We start from the raw sequence: 18,892 nt of genomic DNA on the forward strand, positions 1-18,892 counted from the left end.
TGGCACACAGAACCGGATGCGGTGCAAGGCGGCGAGTGCGCCGCAGTGCGAGCACTGCAAGCAGGAGCCAACGCAGCAACGCGCCGGTTCTGGCAGCTAAAAACACATTTATTTATGGGCAAGTACTTAGTGCATTGACGATGCAGACTACGCCCGCGACAGGAAACCTCGAAACCGGGCACCCAAGGAAGCCGCCCTGAGCCTGGCCGCTTTCGGATCAAATAAACAAATTGCTTTCAGACCGTGCAGCATCTGAAAAGCTAGCGACGAGGCGAAGATCACAAGCACCGGAAGCGAAAGGTATTCTCGTGCAAACTTTCCAAAGCCAAACGCATAACCAGCTACTTTTTCTTCGTTCAAAGCTGACATTGGCTGATCTTCGTGGTACACACGGATCGATGGTTCATAACATCCGACCAGGCCATTTTGCAGCAGCGAATATACAAAAATTACGTCTTCATTCGATCCGAACTGTGCACCCAGCCCGAAGCGCTCGTCAAACCGATGATTTACATTCTTCGTAAAAAGTGTGATCGATGAGGTAAGTCGATAGAAATTGAAGCTATTAAGGGACTGGAATTTATCCGGCCAACTTCTGATAGCTGGTTTATCGAGCTGCGGATCCCAGATTTTCCCGAGAAGCAGATCGGCGCCGGTAGCGTTGAAGGTCGACTCGACCGTTTTCAGAAGGTCCCGAGGATATTCGCAATCATCATCTGGAAAACCAACGATCTCGCCTTCCGCGCGGTCCAGACCAATATTCCTGTTGAGCGACAGCCCACGCCTGGCTGATCTGATATGGACCAGATTGAGACGTCTAGCATGCCTGGCTATCACGTTATCGAGCAAGTCACTGCCATTTTGATCGACAATAATAATCTGTACAGTCTGAAGCGCGTACTGCTGGTCTGCCATTGTTTGCAAGAACCGGTCGACTGTGTCGCGCCGCCCGAGAGTGGCGAGTACCAGACTAAATTTGTATTTTTTATCGCTCATTTCAGGCTGTGCTTGGCTACTTTTAAAATGCGATACAACTGAAATATCACGCCGTCATAGATCGGCTTTCTTAACAATGATCGCGGATAACCCCAGTTTTCCAAAACAGGAACGAGCTTTGTCCAGTGCGATCGGTTAAGACAGGCTCTGGACCTGATGAATTTGCTCGTTCCGTACTGTCGTCGGAATACCCCTCCGAGAGCGCGGAAGATGCCATGGTCGCGGCTGAATATTGTCGTGCTGATCAGCTCGAGGGTCCGGCAATCCAGTTCAAAATGCTTTCCGACCTGCGCATCCCATTCGTTACCCTCATCTCCGGTAACCACTATGGGCTCCCGGACCACTCCGATGCGAGTGCTACTCATCGCTATCGCCGAGAAAATCCTCAATTGGTGTGTATACGGGTGAGAAATCACGTCCTGCGATAACTGGGGCTTATTCCAGTAATCGCGGCGAACGATTAGCGCACTCATGAAGGCGAAAAGAGACGATATCTCGGCGCATCGGTTTATGAATGCTTCCGTGTCTTTCCTGGTTTGCAGTTCAATCGAATCTTCGCCGGGCTCCAGGAATTGACGTATGCGCCCGTTTGTCAGGACGCTGCCAATCATGATGTCGGGCCGGTCGGCCATACGCTCCAGCACGGCAGATAGTGCGGACGGTGCAGGAATATCATCGCTGCCCATCAGCCAGCAGTACTGCCCGTTAGCCAGTGCTACTGCTTTGTTTAGATTCTTTCCGAATCCTAGATTCGACTCTTGTCGAAAATAAGTAATTGGAAGGCCCTTGGCAACTTCCTGCTCAATCAGTGATTCCGTGTCATCAGTCGACGCGTTGTCACAGACGATTATCTCGACGCGCTGAGCAACTTTGGGCGCCTGAAACTCCTCGGAGAGCGCGGATAAAAGTCGACCCAAAGTGTGAGCGCGGTTGAACGTAGGGATACAGATACTCAAGAGGACAGCGGAGCGGTCAGTGTGTGCTCCAACGTCGTTTGCGCGCTCAATCATTGACATCGACTCTATTAAAATATTTAAGGAAAACAAATGTAGTCCACGGCAGGGTTACCAATACGGTTACTGCTGCATACAAGCCCATCATGGCTACAATACTGATACGAGCGCCGAAATAAATCACCAAGAGCGTCAGCAGCGCCGACCCGAGCGAGATCGCAAGCATTGGCTCTTCTTTATGTGCCCGCATATAGAGTGCAAATGAAAACACGACTGAGTTTGCTACCGTTACGCATGCAAGACAGATCAATGTATCGACAGTCGGAATGCGTTGAATGAAGTGCATTCCATATACAGTGCAATACTGCACAAGCAGGATTAACCCGGCACAGAGCAACAAAGTCACGGAGGTCGACCTTTTGAGAACACTCATGAAGAGCTTGTTCAACTCAGGCCGCTCCTTGCGCGAGATGTGCATCGCTAATCTGGGAGCGGTCGCGTTAACCCAGCTCATTCCGACGGTAGAGACTGCCGAAAACATGGCCAACGCAAGCCCGATTTTTCCCGCTTGCGTTGCTCCCCATTGGGCAAACACGATCGGTGTAAATAAATTGAAAAGGAAATACCCGGCCATCCAGCTGACGGCAATGCGCCACTGCATAGGCAGAATATCGCGGCGCCAATCCAGCGTTGGTCCCTGACTGTCCCGCCCGGCAAACCAACTCAAGACTTTGCCATTTTTTTTCAGCCAGAGGTAGCTATAGAAGGAGGTCGAAACCGGAATCGCGACTGCTGCCCATAAGCCAAGATGCAATGCCAGAGCAAGCCACAGGGCCATGTAGCCGAGAATCGATTGTTGCAGTCGCATTTTCGACACGTCACCAATACGGCCGCAACCTTCAAGCAGTGCTAAGGATGGGCTAAGGCGAAGATTGAAAGCCGTGCTTACAATGAGCACCAACCATATTGCGCCCCAAACTGAGACCGCTAAATTCCCTTTGCTCTTGAAGAAAACAAAGCCGGCCGCACCGGCTACCACGGCAAAAAATATTGCTGCGATGACATACCATTTGCGGGTGATACGCACCAGGGAACTCAGGCGATCGATGTGGTGGCCCGGTCCGCTCGCACTATCGTGCTGCATCTCCACATGCGCTACCTCGTGACTGACAAATTGGGTTATTACCTGGTTTAAGCCGAGTTCAAAAAAAATCTGCAAGGCCAGAACATAGGTGAAAGTATAGTAATAACCCTGTTCTGTGGCATCGAGAAAGGTCGGCAACAGAAGTAAGGTCGCACCTCCCGCGGCAATGGACCAGCCGCGAAACAGCAAAGTGGTCAGTACGTTGTAGTTCAGGCCCAGCTTATTGCCGCAGTAGTCCATGACGATCAAAAACAAGGCACGAGCGCGCAGCGGAATATCCAAGATAAAACCCATTTTCAGTCTTAAGCAGCAACTCGGGTGATTTCACCGGCCGCGGCAATGATCGATTCCTCCAGAGACGACCAGACCGACAGATCGAGTGTCTTCGCCTTTTCTATGGACGGAACATAGCTTGCGGGCGGGTTGCCGTCAGGCGTCCCTTCGACAACGACGTTCGCAGTCGGTCGTATCAGCTGCCTTACCAGATCCGCAAGGGCAGCCATCGAGACCGGGATATCGGAGCCAACGTTGTAGGCCTCCCCTGCCTGGCCTCGAACCAGCAAGGTCAACAGCCAGTCAGCCATATCATTTCCAGATAAATAGCTCCGAATCGCAGTGCCATCGCCCTTCACCCGAATGTCGCYCCCCGAGAGCGCATCACGGATAAAGTTGCCAATCGCGTATGGACCGTCGAGCGGAATATGTTTGCCGACGAATGCAAAGCACCGCGCGATGACCGTGTCCAGGCCGTGCTCATGACAGAAGACGGTGCACAGCTGTTCCGCGACGCGCTTCGCCTGTCCATAGGTGCTTTTGAGTGAGGTCGTAGAAGGAGCACTGGCACTGAGTTCCGATAGATGCGACATGTCGGCCGGCTGCTGGCCGTACACAGCTCCGGAACTGGTTAGCAGGAACCGTTCAGCTCCGTTGCGAGCAGCGAATTCGAGTACCGCCTCAGTTCCGTTCACGATCTGGCGGATCCACCTTGCACCGTTACCGATCAAGTGGGTGTCCGCTGCCGCATGGATCACATCCGTGTAACCAGACACTTCCAGGGACAACGACTCAAGGTCGCCCCGTAGAAGCGTCAGCCATTCGCTGTTCTGATATTGAGGGTAGGATCGCAAAAACGCGTCGGGATTACGAGACAATACAGACACATTAAATTCGGCGCCTGTGCCGTAAATTCCCTGGAATTTGTCCAGCAGCGAACGGCCAACAAAACCCGTTCCGCCGGTTACAAAAATATGGCGCCTGTCCAGGTAGGCACCTAACAGGGAATCACGATTACAAACGCTCAACGAACGCTCCTACTTTGGTCCGAACACTTGCAGCGTCCAAACCATGTTCTTTCAGAAGGTATTGATAACTTCCACAGTAGTGCGAAAAGCGATCGTCTACCCCGATACGCAAAATCTTCACCGGGCTGGACTCTGCAGCAATTTCGCAGACCAGCGAACCGAGCCCGCCAATTGTCGAATGCTCTTCGAAAGTAACGACCGCACGGCTGTCGGCGCAAATTTCGGCAAGGAGCGTCCGATCCGTTGGTTTGATAAACGGAACGCTCCATACCCTGGCTTCAGGGTATGCCTCAATTGCAAGATCGAGGGCGGTCCTCACCATCGAACCAGTGGCAACGAACGTCATTGCACCAGCTACGCCCGTCTTGACTTGCAGCAGGTCGCCGAGCCCGGCATTTAAGGCGGCAGCATGAACGTCACCACGGTCGGACTTCCCCATGCGAAGATAGACCGACGACTTCGCGTTGTACGCCCAATCCATGCATAAAGTCTGCTCAAAGCGGTCCGCAGGCGAATAGACTGAAAGTTGGGGAACCGCGCGCGTCACGGCGATATCTTCTGTCGACTGATGACTGGTTCCCAGATGGCTGTACACGAATCCGGCGCCGTCCCCCAGCAAGACAACGTGAAGGCTGTCGTGCGCGACGTCAAGCTTGATTTGCTCCAAAACACGTATCGGCACGAACGCACTCAATCCATAGACAAACGGAATGAAACCGGCCTTGGCAAGCCCTGCAGCCATACCGACCATATTTTGTTCAGCAATACCAGCATTAATATATTGCTTGGGTCGTTGACGACGAAAATCGTCGAACAACGCGTAGCCGTGATCGCCTGTCAGCAAAAGAACTTTTGGATCTTCGGCCAATCGGACCAGTGCTTCAGAAAATGCCGCCCTCATACACCTTCTCCAGCAACGGCATCCAAAGCTGCCTGATACGTCTCGGGATTCAGCCGGGTGTAATGCCACATGTTGTTATTTTCCATGAAAGGCACGCCTTTACCTTTGGTCGTATTGGCAATAATGGCCTTTGGGGCATCTGACTCGCTCATCAACAGCTGCTTCACCGCCAAATCAATTGCGCATTCATCATGACCGTCGACGACCAGGCATTCAAAACCGAAGCTCGCGAATTTGTCCTCGATTGCACCAAGATTGAGCACGGTGTCGGTAGATCCCATTGCCTGGAAACCGTTTTTATCAACCAGTACGACAAAGTTTTTCAGGCGATGATGTGCAGCCACCAGTGCGCCTTCCCAGATTGCGCCTTCATTAAGCTCGCCATCGCCGACGAGCACGAAAGTACGCTGGTCGTTCGATTTGAGTTTCGCAGCAAAAGCCAGTCCGACACCCACCGAGAAGCCGTGCCCCAGGGACCCCGAAGTTACCTCTAGACCCGCAACACGTGAATCGGATAGTCCCTTTAGCTCGCTCCCATCGGAAAAATAGCTATCGCGATCGTTGGCGCTTAACCATCCCTTCTCGTACATGCAAGCGTATTGCGCCATGACGCCGTGACCCTTGCTAAGGACAAGGTAATCCCGGTCGATCGCTTGAGGGTCATTACCAGGGTAGCGAATATGGTTTCGATAGAGGACTGCTAGCAATTCAATGATCGAAAACGCGCAGCCGATATGAACCGTCGAGCCGGCCATCGCCATCTGCAGTACGGTCTTGCGCAACTTTCTCGAATCGAAATCCGATTCAGTGTTGAGGTTCATGCCACATCCTGGTTAGAAATTGACGCCGAAAAACTCTTCCAGTTTTTCGACCACATAATCCAGATGTTCGTTTTCCAGTCCGGGGAACACGCCGAGCCAGAACGTCTGGTTCATGACGATATCGGTATTGGTCAGCTCGCCGCTGACACGATAATTTTGACCGATCATGTACGGCTGTCTGGTGAGATTGCCGGCAAATAACAGACGGGTAGCGATACGGTTCTGGTCCAGGAAGTTCAACAAGTCGACACGTTTGATGCCGGACTCTTCTTTTAGAACAACCGGGAAACCGAACCACGAAGGTTCCGAGTTCGGCGTGGCTTCTGGCAGGTGAAGGAACTGCTCGCAGCTCTTCAGTCGAGCATGCAGATAAGCGAAGTTTTCTTTGCGCTTTGCGATAAATTCTTCCAGGCGGTCGAGCTGAGCAAGCGCGCATGCCGCCTGCATGTCGGTGATCTTGAGGTTGTAGCCAAGATGACTGTAGGTGTACTTGTGATCGTACCCCTCCGGCAGATTGCCCAGCTTCCAGCAGAAGCGCTTGTTACACGTGTTGTCCTTGCCTGGAGGGCAATAGCAGTCACGCCCCCAGTCGCGGAACGATTCGGCGATAAGCTTCAGTTCCGGGTTATTGGTGAATACGGCGCCGCCTTCGCCCATCGTAATGTGGTGCGCCGGGTAGAAGCTCAGGGTAGAGATATCGCCGAATGTGCCCACGAGCTGGCCGTTGTAGGTCGCGCCCAGCGCATCGCAGCAATCTTCGACAAGCCATAAATTGTATTTTTTGCAAATTTTGACAACGACTTCGAGGTTGAAGGGGTTGCCAAGCGAATGCGCGAGCATGATCGCTTTGGTTTTTTCCGTAATCGCTTGTTCGATTTTGGAAGCATCAATATTGTGGGTAGCGAGATCGACGTCGACAAAGACCGGGACTGCACCAAACTGCAGGATGGGGTTGACCGTAGTCGGGAAGCCGGCAGCGACACCAATCACCTCATCGCCTTGTTTGATAGCGCGATCACCCAGGCGCGGCGAGGTAAGCGTCGAGAACGCCACCAGGTTGGCGGACGAGCCCGAATTGACAGTCAAAACATGGTTCACGCCCAAGAACTCGGCGAGACGGCGCTCAAACTCGGCGTTAAACCGGCCAGTGGTAAGCCAGCCATCAAGGCTTGCTTCAACCATCAGCTGCAGTTCTTTTGCGCCGATGACCTTACCGGAAACTGCTACAGGCGATACACCCGGTACGAATGGCTTGTTAGCATAGGCGATATCGGCATACTCTTGCACTAGGCCGGCGATTTTTTCACGAATGGAATCCAGAGAATTCTTGATTGGAATGGTCGTCATGTTTATCTCAATTAAATTTGGCTTGATTTTTGGAAATTTTCAATTTGCTCAAGACATACGGTTCGCATGTCGGAATTCGATAGGTAGGCACGGTGCCAATCGACGATATTGTCGAGCGCGGTGCTTAGACTCCATCTCGGCTTCCAGTTGAGTCTGGCTTTGGCCTTGGAGATATCGAGTTTCAGGTAGTTTGCTTCATGCAGGTGGCGGCCTTGGTCAAATTGCCAACGGGCGTTATCACCCCACTTTTGGATCATATGTTCTACGATCCATTGCACAGGACGAGCATCATCGTCTGCCGGGCCGAAATTCCAACCTTCGGCGAATACGGGCCCATCGGTAAACAATCGCTCCGCAAGCAGGAGATAGCCGGACAGAGGCTCGAGTACGTGCTGCCAAGGACGGGTTGCAAGCGGATTACGGATGACTACGGATTCATTTTGTTCGAAAGCCCGCAGAATATCAGGGACCAGTCGATCTTGCGACCAGTCTCCGCCACCGATGACGTTGCCGGCACGTGCAGAGGCGAGCGCAATGCCCTTAACGTCGAAGAAGGAACGGCGGTAAGCGCTCGTCACCAGTTCCGACGCCCCTTTGCTGCTGCTGTAGGGGTCATGTCCACCCATCGGTTCATCTTCGCGATATCCCCACAGCCATTCTTTGTTCTCATAGCACTTGTCTGTGGTCACGTTGACGATTACCTTCGTCGTGCCGCAGTGTCGCGCTGCCTCAAGCACATGTACCGTGCCCATGACGTTAGTGGCATAGGTCATGACCGGGTCCGCATACGAAAGACGGACCAGTGGTTGCGCTGCCAGGTGGAGAACGATTTCGGGTTTGAACTTGTCAAACGCGGCCGCGACCGTTTCGTAATTTCGAATGTCGCCCTCGATACTCCGTATTCCTTTACCCACGTTCGCCAACGTATAGAGATCGGGGGTCGTTGAAGGAGCGAGAGCAAGGCCACAGATGTCCGCGCCCATGGACTGCAGCCATAGTGTCAGCCAGCTCCCTTTGAAGCCCGTATGTCCGGTAACGAGGACGCGTTTCCCATTCCAAAATTCGGTACTATTGCTCACAATTATTCCCAAGTCTTCCATGGGGCATTACCAGTCGCCCAGAGCTCGTCAAGCAGATGTTTGTCGCGCAAGGTGTCCATCGGTTGCCAGAAACCATCGTGGTGATAGGCGCTGAGCTGCCCTTCCCGTGCCAACTCCATCAGGGGCTCCTGTTCCCATACGGTTTTATCGTCCTTCAGATAACGAAGCACTTCAGGTGACAGCACGAAAAAGCCACCGTTAATGATTGCCCCGTCACCACGTGGCTTTTCTTTGAAATTAATCACGCGACCGCCTTTGATATCCAAGGCGCCAAAGCGACCGGGAGGATAAGTCGAGGTCAGGGTCGCAAGCAGGCCGTGCTCACGGTGGAAGGCGATCGTTGCGCCGATATCAACATTGCTGACACCGTCGCCATAGGTGAAGCAGAACGCCTCTTCTTCGTTCACGTATTGAGCGACGCGCTTCAAGCGACCACCGGTCATCGACTCGTCCCCAGTATCCACCAGAGTAACTTTCCACGGCTCCGCTCGCTTTTCGTGGACATGCATGCTGTTCGTACGCATATCAAAGGTAACATCAGAGGTGTGAAGGAAATAATTAGCGAAGTATTCCTTGATGACGTAGCCCTTGTAACCACAGCAAATGATGAAGTCATTAATCCCATGTTTGGAATACATCTTCATGATATGCCACAGGATTGGTTTTCCGCCAATCTCCACCATGGGTTTTGGACGGGTCGATGTTTCTTCGCTCAACCTGGTGCCAAGGCCGCCGGCAAGAATTACTGCTTTCATTTTTTCCTCGTAATTAAGTTTTAGATGAGCAAACAAACGCGTCAGAGTAGAAGCGGTTCTGAGGCAAACCATTGCTAACTAAGACGTTGCGAGCATTGTTAATCATTTGATCCGAGCCGCATGCGTAAACGACGGCCTTGTTCAGATCTGTCTGGTTGTCTAATAAAGCGTTTTGCACGTACCCGCGCTTGCCCGTCCATTGCTCATTTGCTCGCGATAAGACGGGGATATATCGAACGTTCGGATGAGATTCCTCGAGCTCCCAGTAGAGGTCGCTCTCAGTTCGCCCTCCCCAGTACACACTAATGGAATTGGGGTGCAGCTGGCAATCAAGCCCAGCCAATCCTTCAAGCATTGCCTTTACGGGAGCAATACCGGTGCCCGTGGCCAGGAAAACGAGATCAAGCCCACTTACATCGCGCAAGAAGAATGTTCCAAGTGGACCGTGAAAGCGCAAGAGGTCATTCTGATTAGCGTTTCTGAACCAATACTCGCTCATTGCCCCGCCGTCTACTTCACGGATATGAAGCTCCATGAGTTTTCGGTCGGCGCTGATACCGGCAAGTGAATAGCTTCTACGCAAACCGCCTTGGCCAATAACCTCAACATATTGGCCGTGATTAAATTCGAAGTTGCTGGACGGAGGTAGTCGCAAAGTCACCTTGACGACATCCTGACGCAAGCGGGTAAGCTCCGCCACTCGACAAGGCAGCGTTATTGGCCGCGGCAAATTGAGCGACTCCAATCCGTCGACAATTAATTCCACATCACTTTTCGCAGTCCTGGCGCAACTGAGGATCCAGCCTTCCGATTTCTCCAGTTCAGACAAGCCGCTTTCTTCATTCAAGATTTCCGTTTCCCCGCTCGCCACTTTACACTTGCAGGTATTACAGCGGCCCGTCCGGCAACTATAGGGCATTGCGATGCCATTCCGCCCAGCAGCATCCAGCAAAGACTCCTTCGGATCCGCAGTAAATGACGGGCCATCAACCAAACGAATACTCAACATTTACTTACCAAACAATAATTTTTTGAATTCAATAAATCTTGCGAACTGCTGCGGCGAACTGACAATTCTCTTGTACGACTCAAGGAAGAGATAAAAAATGGTCGAAGCAAACAAGGCAGCAAAGGCGGACACCAGGACGAGCAGAAGCCGCTTTGGCTTTACCTTGCGCTCCGGTTCAATGGCGGCGTCCAGAACCTGAATGACGGCCGAGTCTTTTGCTTCATCAAGACGCGCCACCTCATATTGCTTAGCCAGCAGTTCATACAACATTTGATAGTACTTTACGTCACGCAAAGTTTTAATGTTTTGCAGTCCGCCTTGTTTGCTATTGCCTTCGTCGTCGATTTTTTCTCGTCCATTTTCGAGCTTGCCAAGTTCCTGACGCAGACTGGTCAATTCTTCCTGAACCCGAATAAACTCAGGGTTTGTTGCCGTTACGAATGCGCGCATCGAATTCAGTTGTATTTCTTTTGCCGAAACCTGAGCTCGCAGACGACCGATCGTTTCCAGCAATGCCCGACTGTCAGCGTCAACACTAATCACACCTTGCTTGTCCATTGCGCTTTTAAAGCGCATTTCAGCTTCAGCAAGTTTGTCCTTAGCTTGGGCAAGCTGTCGTTCGAAGAAAAGGCGCCGCTGAGATGCTTCGGTAACCGCAATTACTTTCGTAAGGTTCATCAATTCGCTGACGTAAGCGTTTGCGATTGCAGCGACGCGCCTCTGATCTTCGTCCTCTACCTCGATCATGATCAAGCCGTCTTTCCCGACGTTGATCACTGTTCTCTCTTCGAGTTTCTTGCGTGTCTTATCGAACGTATCGACATCGTAAACGCTCTTTAGATCGAAGCGGCTTATGATTTTATCCGAGACCGTCCGTGATTTAAGCATCCCAATATAGAGGTCCGCCGGATTCTTGATTCCTGCCACACCAGCTGCGGCGCCGGCAATGCCGCCTAGCTGTGAGAGCAGCGCAGCCGCGCCCGACTGGGATTGCTGTGGCGGCAAAAGTTTTGTACTTGCCTGATAAACGTTTGGCAGAATGAAGCTGACAATCGCGGCCAATAAAGCCATAACCAGGGTAAATCCAAGAATCTTTTTCTTGTATTTTGCGATGATGATAAGGATTTCGAGAAAACCAAGAGTATCTGTCTTATCGAGCTCGTTTGATGCCGTTACATGCGTTTCCATGTTTGCCATGCCAATGATCAGTCAGTATTCAATTACTCAGCTTTTTCAATCAATCCCGCAAGGTCTTGATCGCGGCGGCACCCAAGCCAAGATTTGCCAGGATTTGAGTCCAATCACGCGCGCCTTTCGTAAACGCGGTCCAGAAAGTCGTCTTATCCAGCTTTTCTGGCACAACAATCGTGTCACCCGGCATGACCTCAACACCGCCAATTCTTCCCGAGAACCAGCCCTGCGACTCGGCAGATACAACAGTGCCATCTACCCGCAATACGAATACATTGTCTCTATCGGCGTCCACGGTAGTGCCGGCAAGTTTCAGGTAATCCTTAACTCGGCTGTTTGGTTTCCACAGCGGAGATGCTTCGACATTGACAGAGCCAAACACGTGAACGAAAGCAGGTTTCGACGGGACGACCAAGCGATCGCCGTTTTGCAGGGTTACCTGAGGAAGACGCGCGAACGATCGCTCGTTAGGATCCAGACCAAAGGCAATGCGGCCGGTAGGCTGCAGCTTGCGAAAACGTGCGATTCTCTCTTCGGCAATGCGGCGCTCGGCTTCGAACTGGGCAGTGGCTGCAGCAGCATCAGACGGGCTCATCGCACGCAAGTTCGCTGCTTGAGTAGATTGTTCGCTTCGAATCTGTGCTTCCAGACGGTCCGCCGCACGCTGCAAATTCGCTTCCTGTTCCTTCTTCACGTCTTCACGATAGAAACCGGTACCGAACAGATATGCGTTGCCAGTCGGTCCGCCCGCCTTGGCGATCAGGCTCTGCAGGGTATCGCCTGCCGTCATCTGATACACGCCCGGCACCTTGACTTCGCCCTCGACGCGCACGAACACCTGGCGCTTGTCCATCGGCACGGCCACGTCCTCCTGCGAGAAGATAGTGACAGTATCGCCCGGCTGCAGCTGGACGTTGTCCGCACCAGCCGGGTTGGAGAACACGGCACCCAGGTTGAACGGGATCAGCTTGACGCTCAGGTCGCTGCGGTCGACGCGCTCGATGACCGCGTAGTCCCAGTTGATCGGGGCGATCAGGTTGCCGATGCGCGAGGCGATCTTTTCTGCGTTCTCGGTCGTGTCCTTTTCGTTGTCGCCCGCCGCCACGACATTATTCTGACGCTTGACCGATTCGCGGCTGATCAGGTATTCGCGGCTCGGGATCAGGTCGCTGACGCGCATACCCTGCTTGAACGGCGCGCGCACCGGCTGATCGACGTTACCGCGCAGTACCACGGCATTCGAGAAGTCCGGGGTGATCGACACCACATTGAGCACGTCGCCGTTCTTCAGCGGACGCTGCAGGCCATCCGTGTTCAGCGCGAATTCCTCGACGCTGCGCGGATGGTTCTTGTTCGGATCGATGCGCTCCAGATAGGCGCGGCGCGGATCGGCCACGACCGGCAGGCCGCCGGCGAAGTCGAGCAGGGAACCGATGCTGTCGCTATTGTTCTTCAGTTCGTAGATGGCCGGGCTGTTGACCTTGCCGACCAGGGCCACATAGCCACCCGCCGGCGGGATATAGATGGTGTCGCCGTCGAGCAGCTTGATGTCGGCCGACTTGTCGCCCTTGGCGATAAAGGAATACAGGTCCAGTTCCGCCGCGACCTTGCCGCCGCGCTTGACCTGCACGCGGCGCATGCTGCCGTTGGCGTTCGGACCGCCGCTCGCGAACAAGGCCGTCACCAGGGTCGACAGGCTCGACACGGTATAGGTGCCTGGACGGCTGGCCTGACCGACAACGTACACGGTAATCGCGCGCAGCTGGCCGAAATTGACGCTGACCGTCACGCCCTTGTACAAGCGTGCGACGGCGTTGCGGATCACGGTTTCGGCATCGCCGGCCTTGACGCCGGCCAGCACGACCGAGCCGATGGTCGGAATATTGATGGTGCCGTTACGGTCGATGGTGGCGCGAAAATCAATATCGATCGTGCCCCAGCCGCGGATGTTCAACTCGTCACCCGGACCAAGCGGGTAATCGCTTGGAACCGGTGAATTCTGGATCGGTGCAAATGTTGGCTGGGCATTGGCAAAGAATTCCGAACCGAAAATCGGCAATACCTTGCCGGTATTATCGTCAATGAATTTCTGGAACTCGCTCAATGGCGCATTCTGATCGGCCATTTGCTTTTGCAGCTGGCGCGAATCCATTCCTTCCCGCGCGCCGTTGGCTGCCGGACGCCCACGGCCGGCCTGGCCTTGGGCTTGTCCATATGCCTGATTCAGTGCCTGGGCACCAGCCTGGCCTGCGGGCGCATTCGAGATGGTCAGCTTGCGTGCCTGGGCAGACGCGGCGGCATTGACCGAGTCGCCGAGCGTAGACGGCGTGTCCTGGCCGAACATGTCAGCCTTGTTGGTCGCCTCTTGGGCGGAAGCGGCAATAGCCGTCATGGCCAGCGCGACGGCCGTAAAACTCTTGGTGAACTTGAACATTGGTCTTGGAAGGAGTGGAGCGTGGACGCGTCTCAAACAGCCCGTCATTTTACCCGACAGCAATATGGTTGGGAAACCTTTTGTTGTCACCAGATCTATGCATTTGTCGTCATGGAGGTGAAATTCGGCATATACACCACAGTCGAAATCCCCCTTCGACAGGGGATTGGCAGAAGCGCAAAACGCCCGGTATTTACCTGTGGATACATTGGGATTGGCGAAGTGACATTCCTGTGATTTTTGGTGAGATTGCGAACGACGTCAAAATTCACGCTCTAATTACTCCACCACTAAATATGTTGAAATGGAATTAATATGAATAGACGTTTTGATATAAAAAGAATTCAATTAAAACGATTCTTTCAGACTGCCGGGTTTTTGGCTTTTCTGGCAACTGCGACAATCTCATGCGCGGCGCATGACGCAAGCGAAACCACCGACCTCCTCGCCGCCCAGCGCGAAGCCGAGGCCCGCGCCGCCATCGCCCAGGCCGAACGCGCCGAGCTGCTCGCCCGCCTGCCGCCCTCCTCCATCAAGCCGCTGCAGGGCAGCGTCGATATCGGCAAATTCGGCGCCGCCGGCTTGGTCAAGGCCTTCGACCTGGCCCGTGAGCTGGCTGCCGAGGTCTGCGCCGCCCTCCCCGCCGGCCGCAGGACCGCCATCTACGAGCCGGCGGCCGCCCAGGGCGTCCTCGCGGCCCGCCTCGTACAGGACGCGATCGAGCGCCTGAAGGACGACCTGGGCAAGCAGAACAAGGAGCTGCAGCAGGCCATCGAGACGCATACGCCGCAGGGCAGCGCCGCCGCCGTCGCCTTCACCGTGCTGACGGCGGTGCCGGCGACGCTCAAGGCCGGCGCCGACCTGGCCGCGCTGTTCAGGTCGGATGTGTCGGCGCAGGGCATCGCTTATGGCGACGGTGCGCGCAGCCTGTTCGCGACCGCCCTCGCGCGCAGTTGCCCGGAGCGGATCGCGGGGCTCGGCGCTGGCTACCTGGGCGAGCTGGACGGCAAGCAGTACGCCGCGCTGCTGTCCCGCGTGCGTGCGCTGGCGGCCCAGCGCGGCGAGCTGGCGCAGCGGATCGCGGCGCTGAACCGGCTGGCCGATGCCGCCAAGGGCGAGGAAAAACGCGAGCTGTCGGCATTGGCGTCGAGCGCGGGCGCGCCGCTGAAGACCGTCGATGCCTTCATCGACTCGCTCAAGGCCGGCGAGGCGGGCGAGCGCAGTCCGCTGTACAACGCGGCGCGCTACCTGGGCTATGCGGCCCGCACCGAGGGGGCGCCGGTGCTGGACTTCGACTTGCGGCTGGAGGGGATGAGCATCGTGAAGGATGGCCTGTTCACGGGGCAGAAATTGCGACTGTCCGGCGTGGCCTTTTTCTGGTACCGGGTGCATGAGGCGGATGGGCGGCTGCTGGTTGCGGATGCGGTGCGCAGGGTTTCGCGGCCGGTGGAAATCGATCTACGGGGCGATGAGGTCGGTGGAGAATTTTGGGGTGAAACGCGTGGGCACGGGGTGCCCACCCTACCTTAGCGTTCCAGCCGCGCGACTTTCTGCTCGATCGCCCCGAAGATCGACTTGCCCTTCTCGTCCAGCATCTCGATGCGGATCGTGTCGCCGAAGCGCATGAACTGGGTCACCGGCTGGCCGTATTCGATCGTCTCCAGGCAGCGCTGTTCGGCGATGCAGGAGTAGCCCTTGGAGGCATCCTTGTTCGACACCGTGCCCGAGCCGATGATGCTGCCGGCGCGCGCGTTGCGGGTCTTGCAGAGGTGGGCAATCAGCTGCGGGAAGTTGAAGACCATGTCGACGCCCGCATCCGGCTGGCCGACCTGGCGGCCGTTCCAGGTCGAGCGCAGCGGCAGGTGGACCTTGCCTCCCTTCCAGGCTTCGCCCAGCTCGTCCGGCGTCACCGCCACCGGCGAGAAGGCGGTCGCCGGTTTCGACTGGAAGAAGCCGAAGCCCTTCGCCAGCTCGGGCGGGATCAGGTTGCGCAGCGAGACGTCGTTGGCCAGCATGAGCAGGCGGATCTGCTGGTGCGCTTCGTCGGGCGTGGCGCCCATCTTCACGTCGCCGATGATCACGGCCACCTCGGCCTCGAAGTCGATACCCCACTCTTCGTGCGCCAGCACGATGTCGTCCATCGGGCCGATGAAATCGTCGCTGCCGCCCTGGTACATCAGCGGGTCTTCCCAGAACGAGGCCGGCATCTCGGCGCCGCGCGCCTTACGTACCAGTTCGACGTGGTTGACGTAGGCCGAGCCGTCGGCCCACTGGTAGGCGCGCGGCAGCGGCGCCATGCAGCGCGCCGGATCGAAGTCGAAGGGGCGGCGGGCGCGGCCGGCGTTGAGCTGGTCGTAGAGCTCCGCCAGCTGGGGCGCGATGAAGGACCAGTCGTCCAGCGCGGCCTGCAGGGTGGGCGCGATGCCGTCGGCGATGTGGGCGGTTTTCAGGTCACGCGAGACGACGACCAGCTGGCCGTCGCGCGATCCGTCGTTGAGGGTGGCGAGTTTCATGTCGCCATTGTAGTGCAGCCGGGCCGGCGGCAGGCCGCTCAGAAGGTGCCGAGCAGCCCCACGCCGACCACGTTCTGATAGTAGTCGTAGTCGATCAGGCTCTGGCCATAGCCGGAGAAATACTGCACATAGCCCTTGAAGTGACCGGCCAGCGGGAAGGCCCAGCTGAGCTGGACCGCGCCGCGGTTCGTCGAGAAGTTACGGCGCAGCAGGGCCGAGTAATCGTGTCCGTTGTTGCGGTAGGTGATGGCCAGGTCGCCGCGGCCCATGTAGTCGACGATGTTCGGGTTGTCATCGTCGCTCGCCGACTCGTTGATGCGTTTCCAGACCCGCCCCGCCACTGTGAAGCCTGCGCGCTCGAGGCCGAGTTGGGCATAGACCCGATTCCAGCTGCGCGACAAGGTCGCGACCTGGCCGTTCGACTGGTGCACCGCGCCCAGGCTGAGATAACTGGCGTGCATGCCCAGCAGGTCGAAGTTCAGCGGCATCACCGCCATCAGCTCGGGCTGGTAATTGGTTTCGCGGAAGGGGCTGGATGCCTGGCGGTTGCCGGCCTGCCAGAAGCTGTTCTGCGTGTAGCCGAACCACAGGTCGACCGGCTTCTTCCCGATGTCTTCCAATACCTTGGTCTTGAAGCTCAGCTGGTACACCAGTTCGTTGTGCGCCAGGTCGGTGTTGAAGTCGGCCAGGTTGCGGAAGGGCCGGTAAGGCGCATCGTTCGGATGCGCCGTGCGCGTGATCATCAGGTAGTTCGCATTGTGCGGACGGAAATTGAAGACGCCACGCTTGTGCTCCTGGTCCAGTTCCCAATGATCGGCCAGGCTGAAGCCGCGGGTCTTTTCGGGCGAGAGGTCGAGGGCAGACTGGACTTCGCGCTCGGACTGCGCCGCCGGTGGGCTGGTTACCGCTGCGGCTGCCTGTGTGCGCGCCGGGCTGATACCGGCAAGGCGATCATAGCAGGCCAGGCGCTGGGCGGCGTCGGTGATTTGTGCACAGCCGGCCAGGTCGGGAGCGCCCTGCTGGGCCAGGGCGGGATGCAATACGAAGACTGCTAAAACGGAGAGCAAACGGTACGGTTTCGGAGATATCGATATCATCTTGTTGAGTTGCCTCAATAATAAGATGACAAGTGTCGCGAAAAAAAGCTTTGTGCGTCGCACGAAACCGCTATCGCCCGGCCTCAAGGCACCAGCAAATCCAGCTGCGCCTGCTCCAGATAGCACCACTCCCCTTCCTTCAGGCCGAGCGATTCGAGCGTCAGGCCGCCGATCTGTGAGCGGTGCAGGGCCACGCAGTGGTTGCCGGCTGCGGCCAGCATGCGTTTGACCTGGTGATATTTCCCCTGCTCCAGCACGATCTCGAGTTGGTAGTCGCCGCGCTGGACGCAGCTCAGGGCCGCCAGCGGAGCGGGCTCATCGATCAGCTGGACGCCGGCCAGCAGCTGGTCGACCAGGGCCTGGGTCACCGGTTCCTGGGTCCTTGCCTGGTAGATCTTCGGCACGTGACGCTTGGGCGAGGACTGGGCGTGGATGAAGGGACCGTCGTCCGACATCAGCAGCAGGCCGGTGGTGTCGTGGTCGAGGCGGCCGACCGGCTGCACTTCGCGCCAGGTAAATTGTTCGGGCAACAGGGTCAGCACGCCGGGATGGTGGCTGGGCTTGCGCGAGCATTCGAAGTTGGCCGGCTTGTAGAGGGCGATATAGACGCGCTCGCGATAGACCCACTCCTCGTCGAACACGGTCAGCACCAAGCCGTCGGTCTCGACCGTGGTCTTGTAGCTGGTCTGGACTTCGCCGCCGATCGCGACGTCGCCGTCCTCGATCAGGGCGCGGCAGTATTTACGCGTGCCGAAGCCCTGGGATTGCAGCACGCGGTCAAGGGAAAGTTTGCTCATGGGGCGCGACTTTAACAGAACGGATGTGTATGGCAAAGATCAGGTAGTTCCACTGTTTGAATCAGCGGCAAGAACACGTTTGACACTCGTCAATGCCACATCGATTTGCCTTGCTACACTGAAACCTCGTTAGGAATCGCCCTACAAACATTGAGCGTAGGACTACTATCCAAGAGCTTGTAGGATGAACGCTCAATGACCTTTCAACCCAAGAGATGAGGTAAAAGTGCAAATTGAACAAAAGAAAAATCGCTACCCCCTCCGTGGAAAGGATTCCACGGAGCATGAATCCCATGTGGCCAGGGAATACGCGGCGGTGTTTCCGACCCGCCTCGCGCTGGCGCGCTGGACACGCGGTGGGGACACTCCCCATGTCTTTGCCTCCGCTCACAACGTGCCCATGCGTGCCGCTTGGTACGGCCAAGCCCAGCGCCAATTCCAGGCCTGGCTCGAGGATGGAGGTTTTCATGCCGATTAAATGAAAACGACGGCTTGCGCCGTCGTTTTCTCCCATAACGGGATCCAACCTGAGG

The 18,892-nt window shown here is 55.9% G+C and carries 17 protein-coding genes; 2 read left to right on the forward strand and 15 right to left on the reverse strand.

The window, feature by feature from the left end:
• Window positions 1-147: 147 nt before the first annotated feature.
• From AC1DOQ_RS18590 to AC1DOQ_RS18645, 12 genes are read right to left on the reverse strand one after another with little or no spacing between them, the layout of a single operon-like run.
• A complete protein-coding gene (locus tag AC1DOQ_RS18590) occupies window positions 148-996 on the reverse strand; it encodes a glycosyltransferase family 2 protein (RefSeq protein WP_477367470.1) in 849 nt (282 codons plus the stop codon).
• On the reverse strand, window positions 993-2,006 hold the full coding sequence (locus AC1DOQ_RS18595) for a glycosyltransferase family 2 protein (protein ID WP_477367473.1): 1,014 nt from the start codon (window positions 2,004-2,006) through the stop codon (window positions 993-995). Before AC1DOQ_RS18595 ends, AC1DOQ_RS18590 begins: the two co-directional genes overlap by 4 nt.
• Complete coding sequence (locus AC1DOQ_RS18600; protein WP_477367476.1) at window positions 1,999-3,387, reverse strand: hypothetical protein; 1,389 nt, start codon at window positions 3,385-3,387, stop codon at window positions 1,999-2,001. Before AC1DOQ_RS18600 ends, AC1DOQ_RS18595 begins: the two co-directional genes overlap by 8 nt.
• Window positions 3,388-3,395: 8 nt before the next feature.
• Window positions 3,396-4,394, reverse strand: coding sequence for an NAD-dependent epimerase/dehydratase family protein (locus AC1DOQ_RS18605; protein WP_477367479.1), 999 nt, complete (start codon window positions 4,392-4,394; stop codon window positions 3,396-3,398).
• Window positions 4,381-5,295, reverse strand: a complete 915-nt coding sequence (locus AC1DOQ_RS18610) for a transketolase family protein (protein ID WP_477367482.1) — start codon at window positions 5,293-5,295, stop codon at window positions 4,381-4,383. Before AC1DOQ_RS18610 ends, AC1DOQ_RS18605 begins: the two co-directional genes overlap by 14 nt.
• The gene (locus tag AC1DOQ_RS18615; protein WP_477367485.1) at window positions 5,292-6,116 is read right to left on the reverse strand and encodes a transketolase; all 825 of its coding nucleotides are present in this window, start codon (window positions 6,114-6,116) and stop codon (window positions 5,292-5,294) included. The genes AC1DOQ_RS18610 and AC1DOQ_RS18615 overlap by 4 nt, the downstream gene beginning before the upstream one ends.
• Before the next feature lie 12 nt (window positions 6,117-6,128).
• Entirely contained in the window at window positions 6,129-7,463 is a 1,335-nt protein-coding gene (gene rfbH / locus AC1DOQ_RS18620; protein WP_477367488.1) for a lipopolysaccharide biosynthesis protein RfbH, read from the reverse strand.
• Between the two features lie 11 nt (window positions 7,464-7,474).
• Window positions 7,475-8,563: a CDP-glucose 4,6-dehydratase gene (rfbG, locus tag AC1DOQ_RS18625; protein ID WP_477367491.1), complete on the reverse strand. Its 1,089-nt coding sequence runs from the start codon at window positions 8,561-8,563 to the stop codon at window positions 7,475-7,477.
• Window positions 8,545-9,318, reverse strand: a complete 774-nt coding sequence (gene rfbF, locus AC1DOQ_RS18630) for a glucose-1-phosphate cytidylyltransferase (protein WP_477367494.1) — start codon at window positions 9,316-9,318, stop codon at window positions 8,545-8,547. The genes rfbG and rfbF overlap by 19 nt, the downstream gene beginning before the upstream one ends.
• 13 nt (window positions 9,319-9,331) lie before the next feature.
• Window positions 9,332-10,327, reverse strand: coding sequence for a 2Fe-2S iron-sulfur cluster-binding protein (locus AC1DOQ_RS18635; RefSeq protein WP_477367497.1), 996 nt, complete (start codon window positions 10,325-10,327; stop codon window positions 9,332-9,334).
• Window positions 10,328-11,524: a GumC family protein gene (locus AC1DOQ_RS18640; RefSeq protein WP_477367500.1), complete on the reverse strand. Its 1,197-nt coding sequence runs from the start codon at window positions 11,522-11,524 to the stop codon at window positions 10,328-10,330.
• Window positions 11,525-11,564: 40 nt separating this feature from the next.
• The gene (locus AC1DOQ_RS18645) at window positions 11,565-13,952 is read right to left on the reverse strand and encodes a polysaccharide biosynthesis/export family protein (protein WP_477367502.1); all 2,388 of its coding nucleotides are present in this window, start codon (window positions 13,950-13,952) and stop codon (window positions 11,565-11,567) included.
• Window positions 13,953-14,330: 378 nt separating this feature from the next.
• On the opposite strand from AC1DOQ_RS18645, the gene AC1DOQ_RS18650 reads away from it, so the two are divergent.
• Window positions 14,331-15,482 carry a hypothetical protein gene (locus AC1DOQ_RS18650; protein WP_477367505.1) on the forward strand — a complete coding sequence of 384 codons (1,152 nt, stop codon included), beginning with the start codon at window positions 14,331-14,333 and terminating at the stop codon, window positions 15,480-15,482.
• On the opposite strand, the gene AC1DOQ_RS18655 is transcribed toward AC1DOQ_RS18650, so the two are convergent.
• The 3 genes from AC1DOQ_RS18655 to AC1DOQ_RS18665 all read right to left on the reverse strand — a co-directional run bounded on the left by AC1DOQ_RS18655 (window position 15,479) and on the right by AC1DOQ_RS18665 (window position 18,359).
• Window positions 15,479-16,465, reverse strand: a complete 987-nt coding sequence (locus tag AC1DOQ_RS18655; protein WP_477367508.1) for a fumarylacetoacetate hydrolase family protein — start codon at window positions 16,463-16,465, stop codon at window positions 15,479-15,481. The two genes, AC1DOQ_RS18650 and AC1DOQ_RS18655, sit on opposite strands and share 4 nt — an antisense overlap.
• A 38-nt stretch (window positions 16,466-16,503) precedes the next feature.
• On the reverse strand, window positions 16,504-17,505 hold the full coding sequence (locus tag AC1DOQ_RS18660) for a phospholipase A (RefSeq protein ID WP_477367511.1): 1,002 nt from the start codon (window positions 17,503-17,505) through the stop codon (window positions 16,504-16,506).
• A gap of 140 nt (window positions 17,506-17,645) precedes the next feature.
• Window positions 17,646-18,359: a pseudouridine synthase gene (locus AC1DOQ_RS18665; RefSeq protein WP_477367514.1), complete on the reverse strand. Its 714-nt coding sequence runs from the start codon at window positions 18,357-18,359 to the stop codon at window positions 17,646-17,648.
• A 226-nt stretch (window positions 18,360-18,585) separates the two neighbouring features.
• Between AC1DOQ_RS18665 and AC1DOQ_RS18670 the strand changes: the two genes are divergently transcribed.
• A complete protein-coding gene (locus AC1DOQ_RS18670; protein ID WP_477367517.1) occupies window positions 18,586-18,837 on the forward strand; it encodes a hypothetical protein in 252 nt (83 codons plus the stop codon).
• Window positions 18,838-18,892: the final 55 nt, after the last annotated feature.

Source organism: Massilia sp. 01N417 (genome assembly GCF_056399645.1).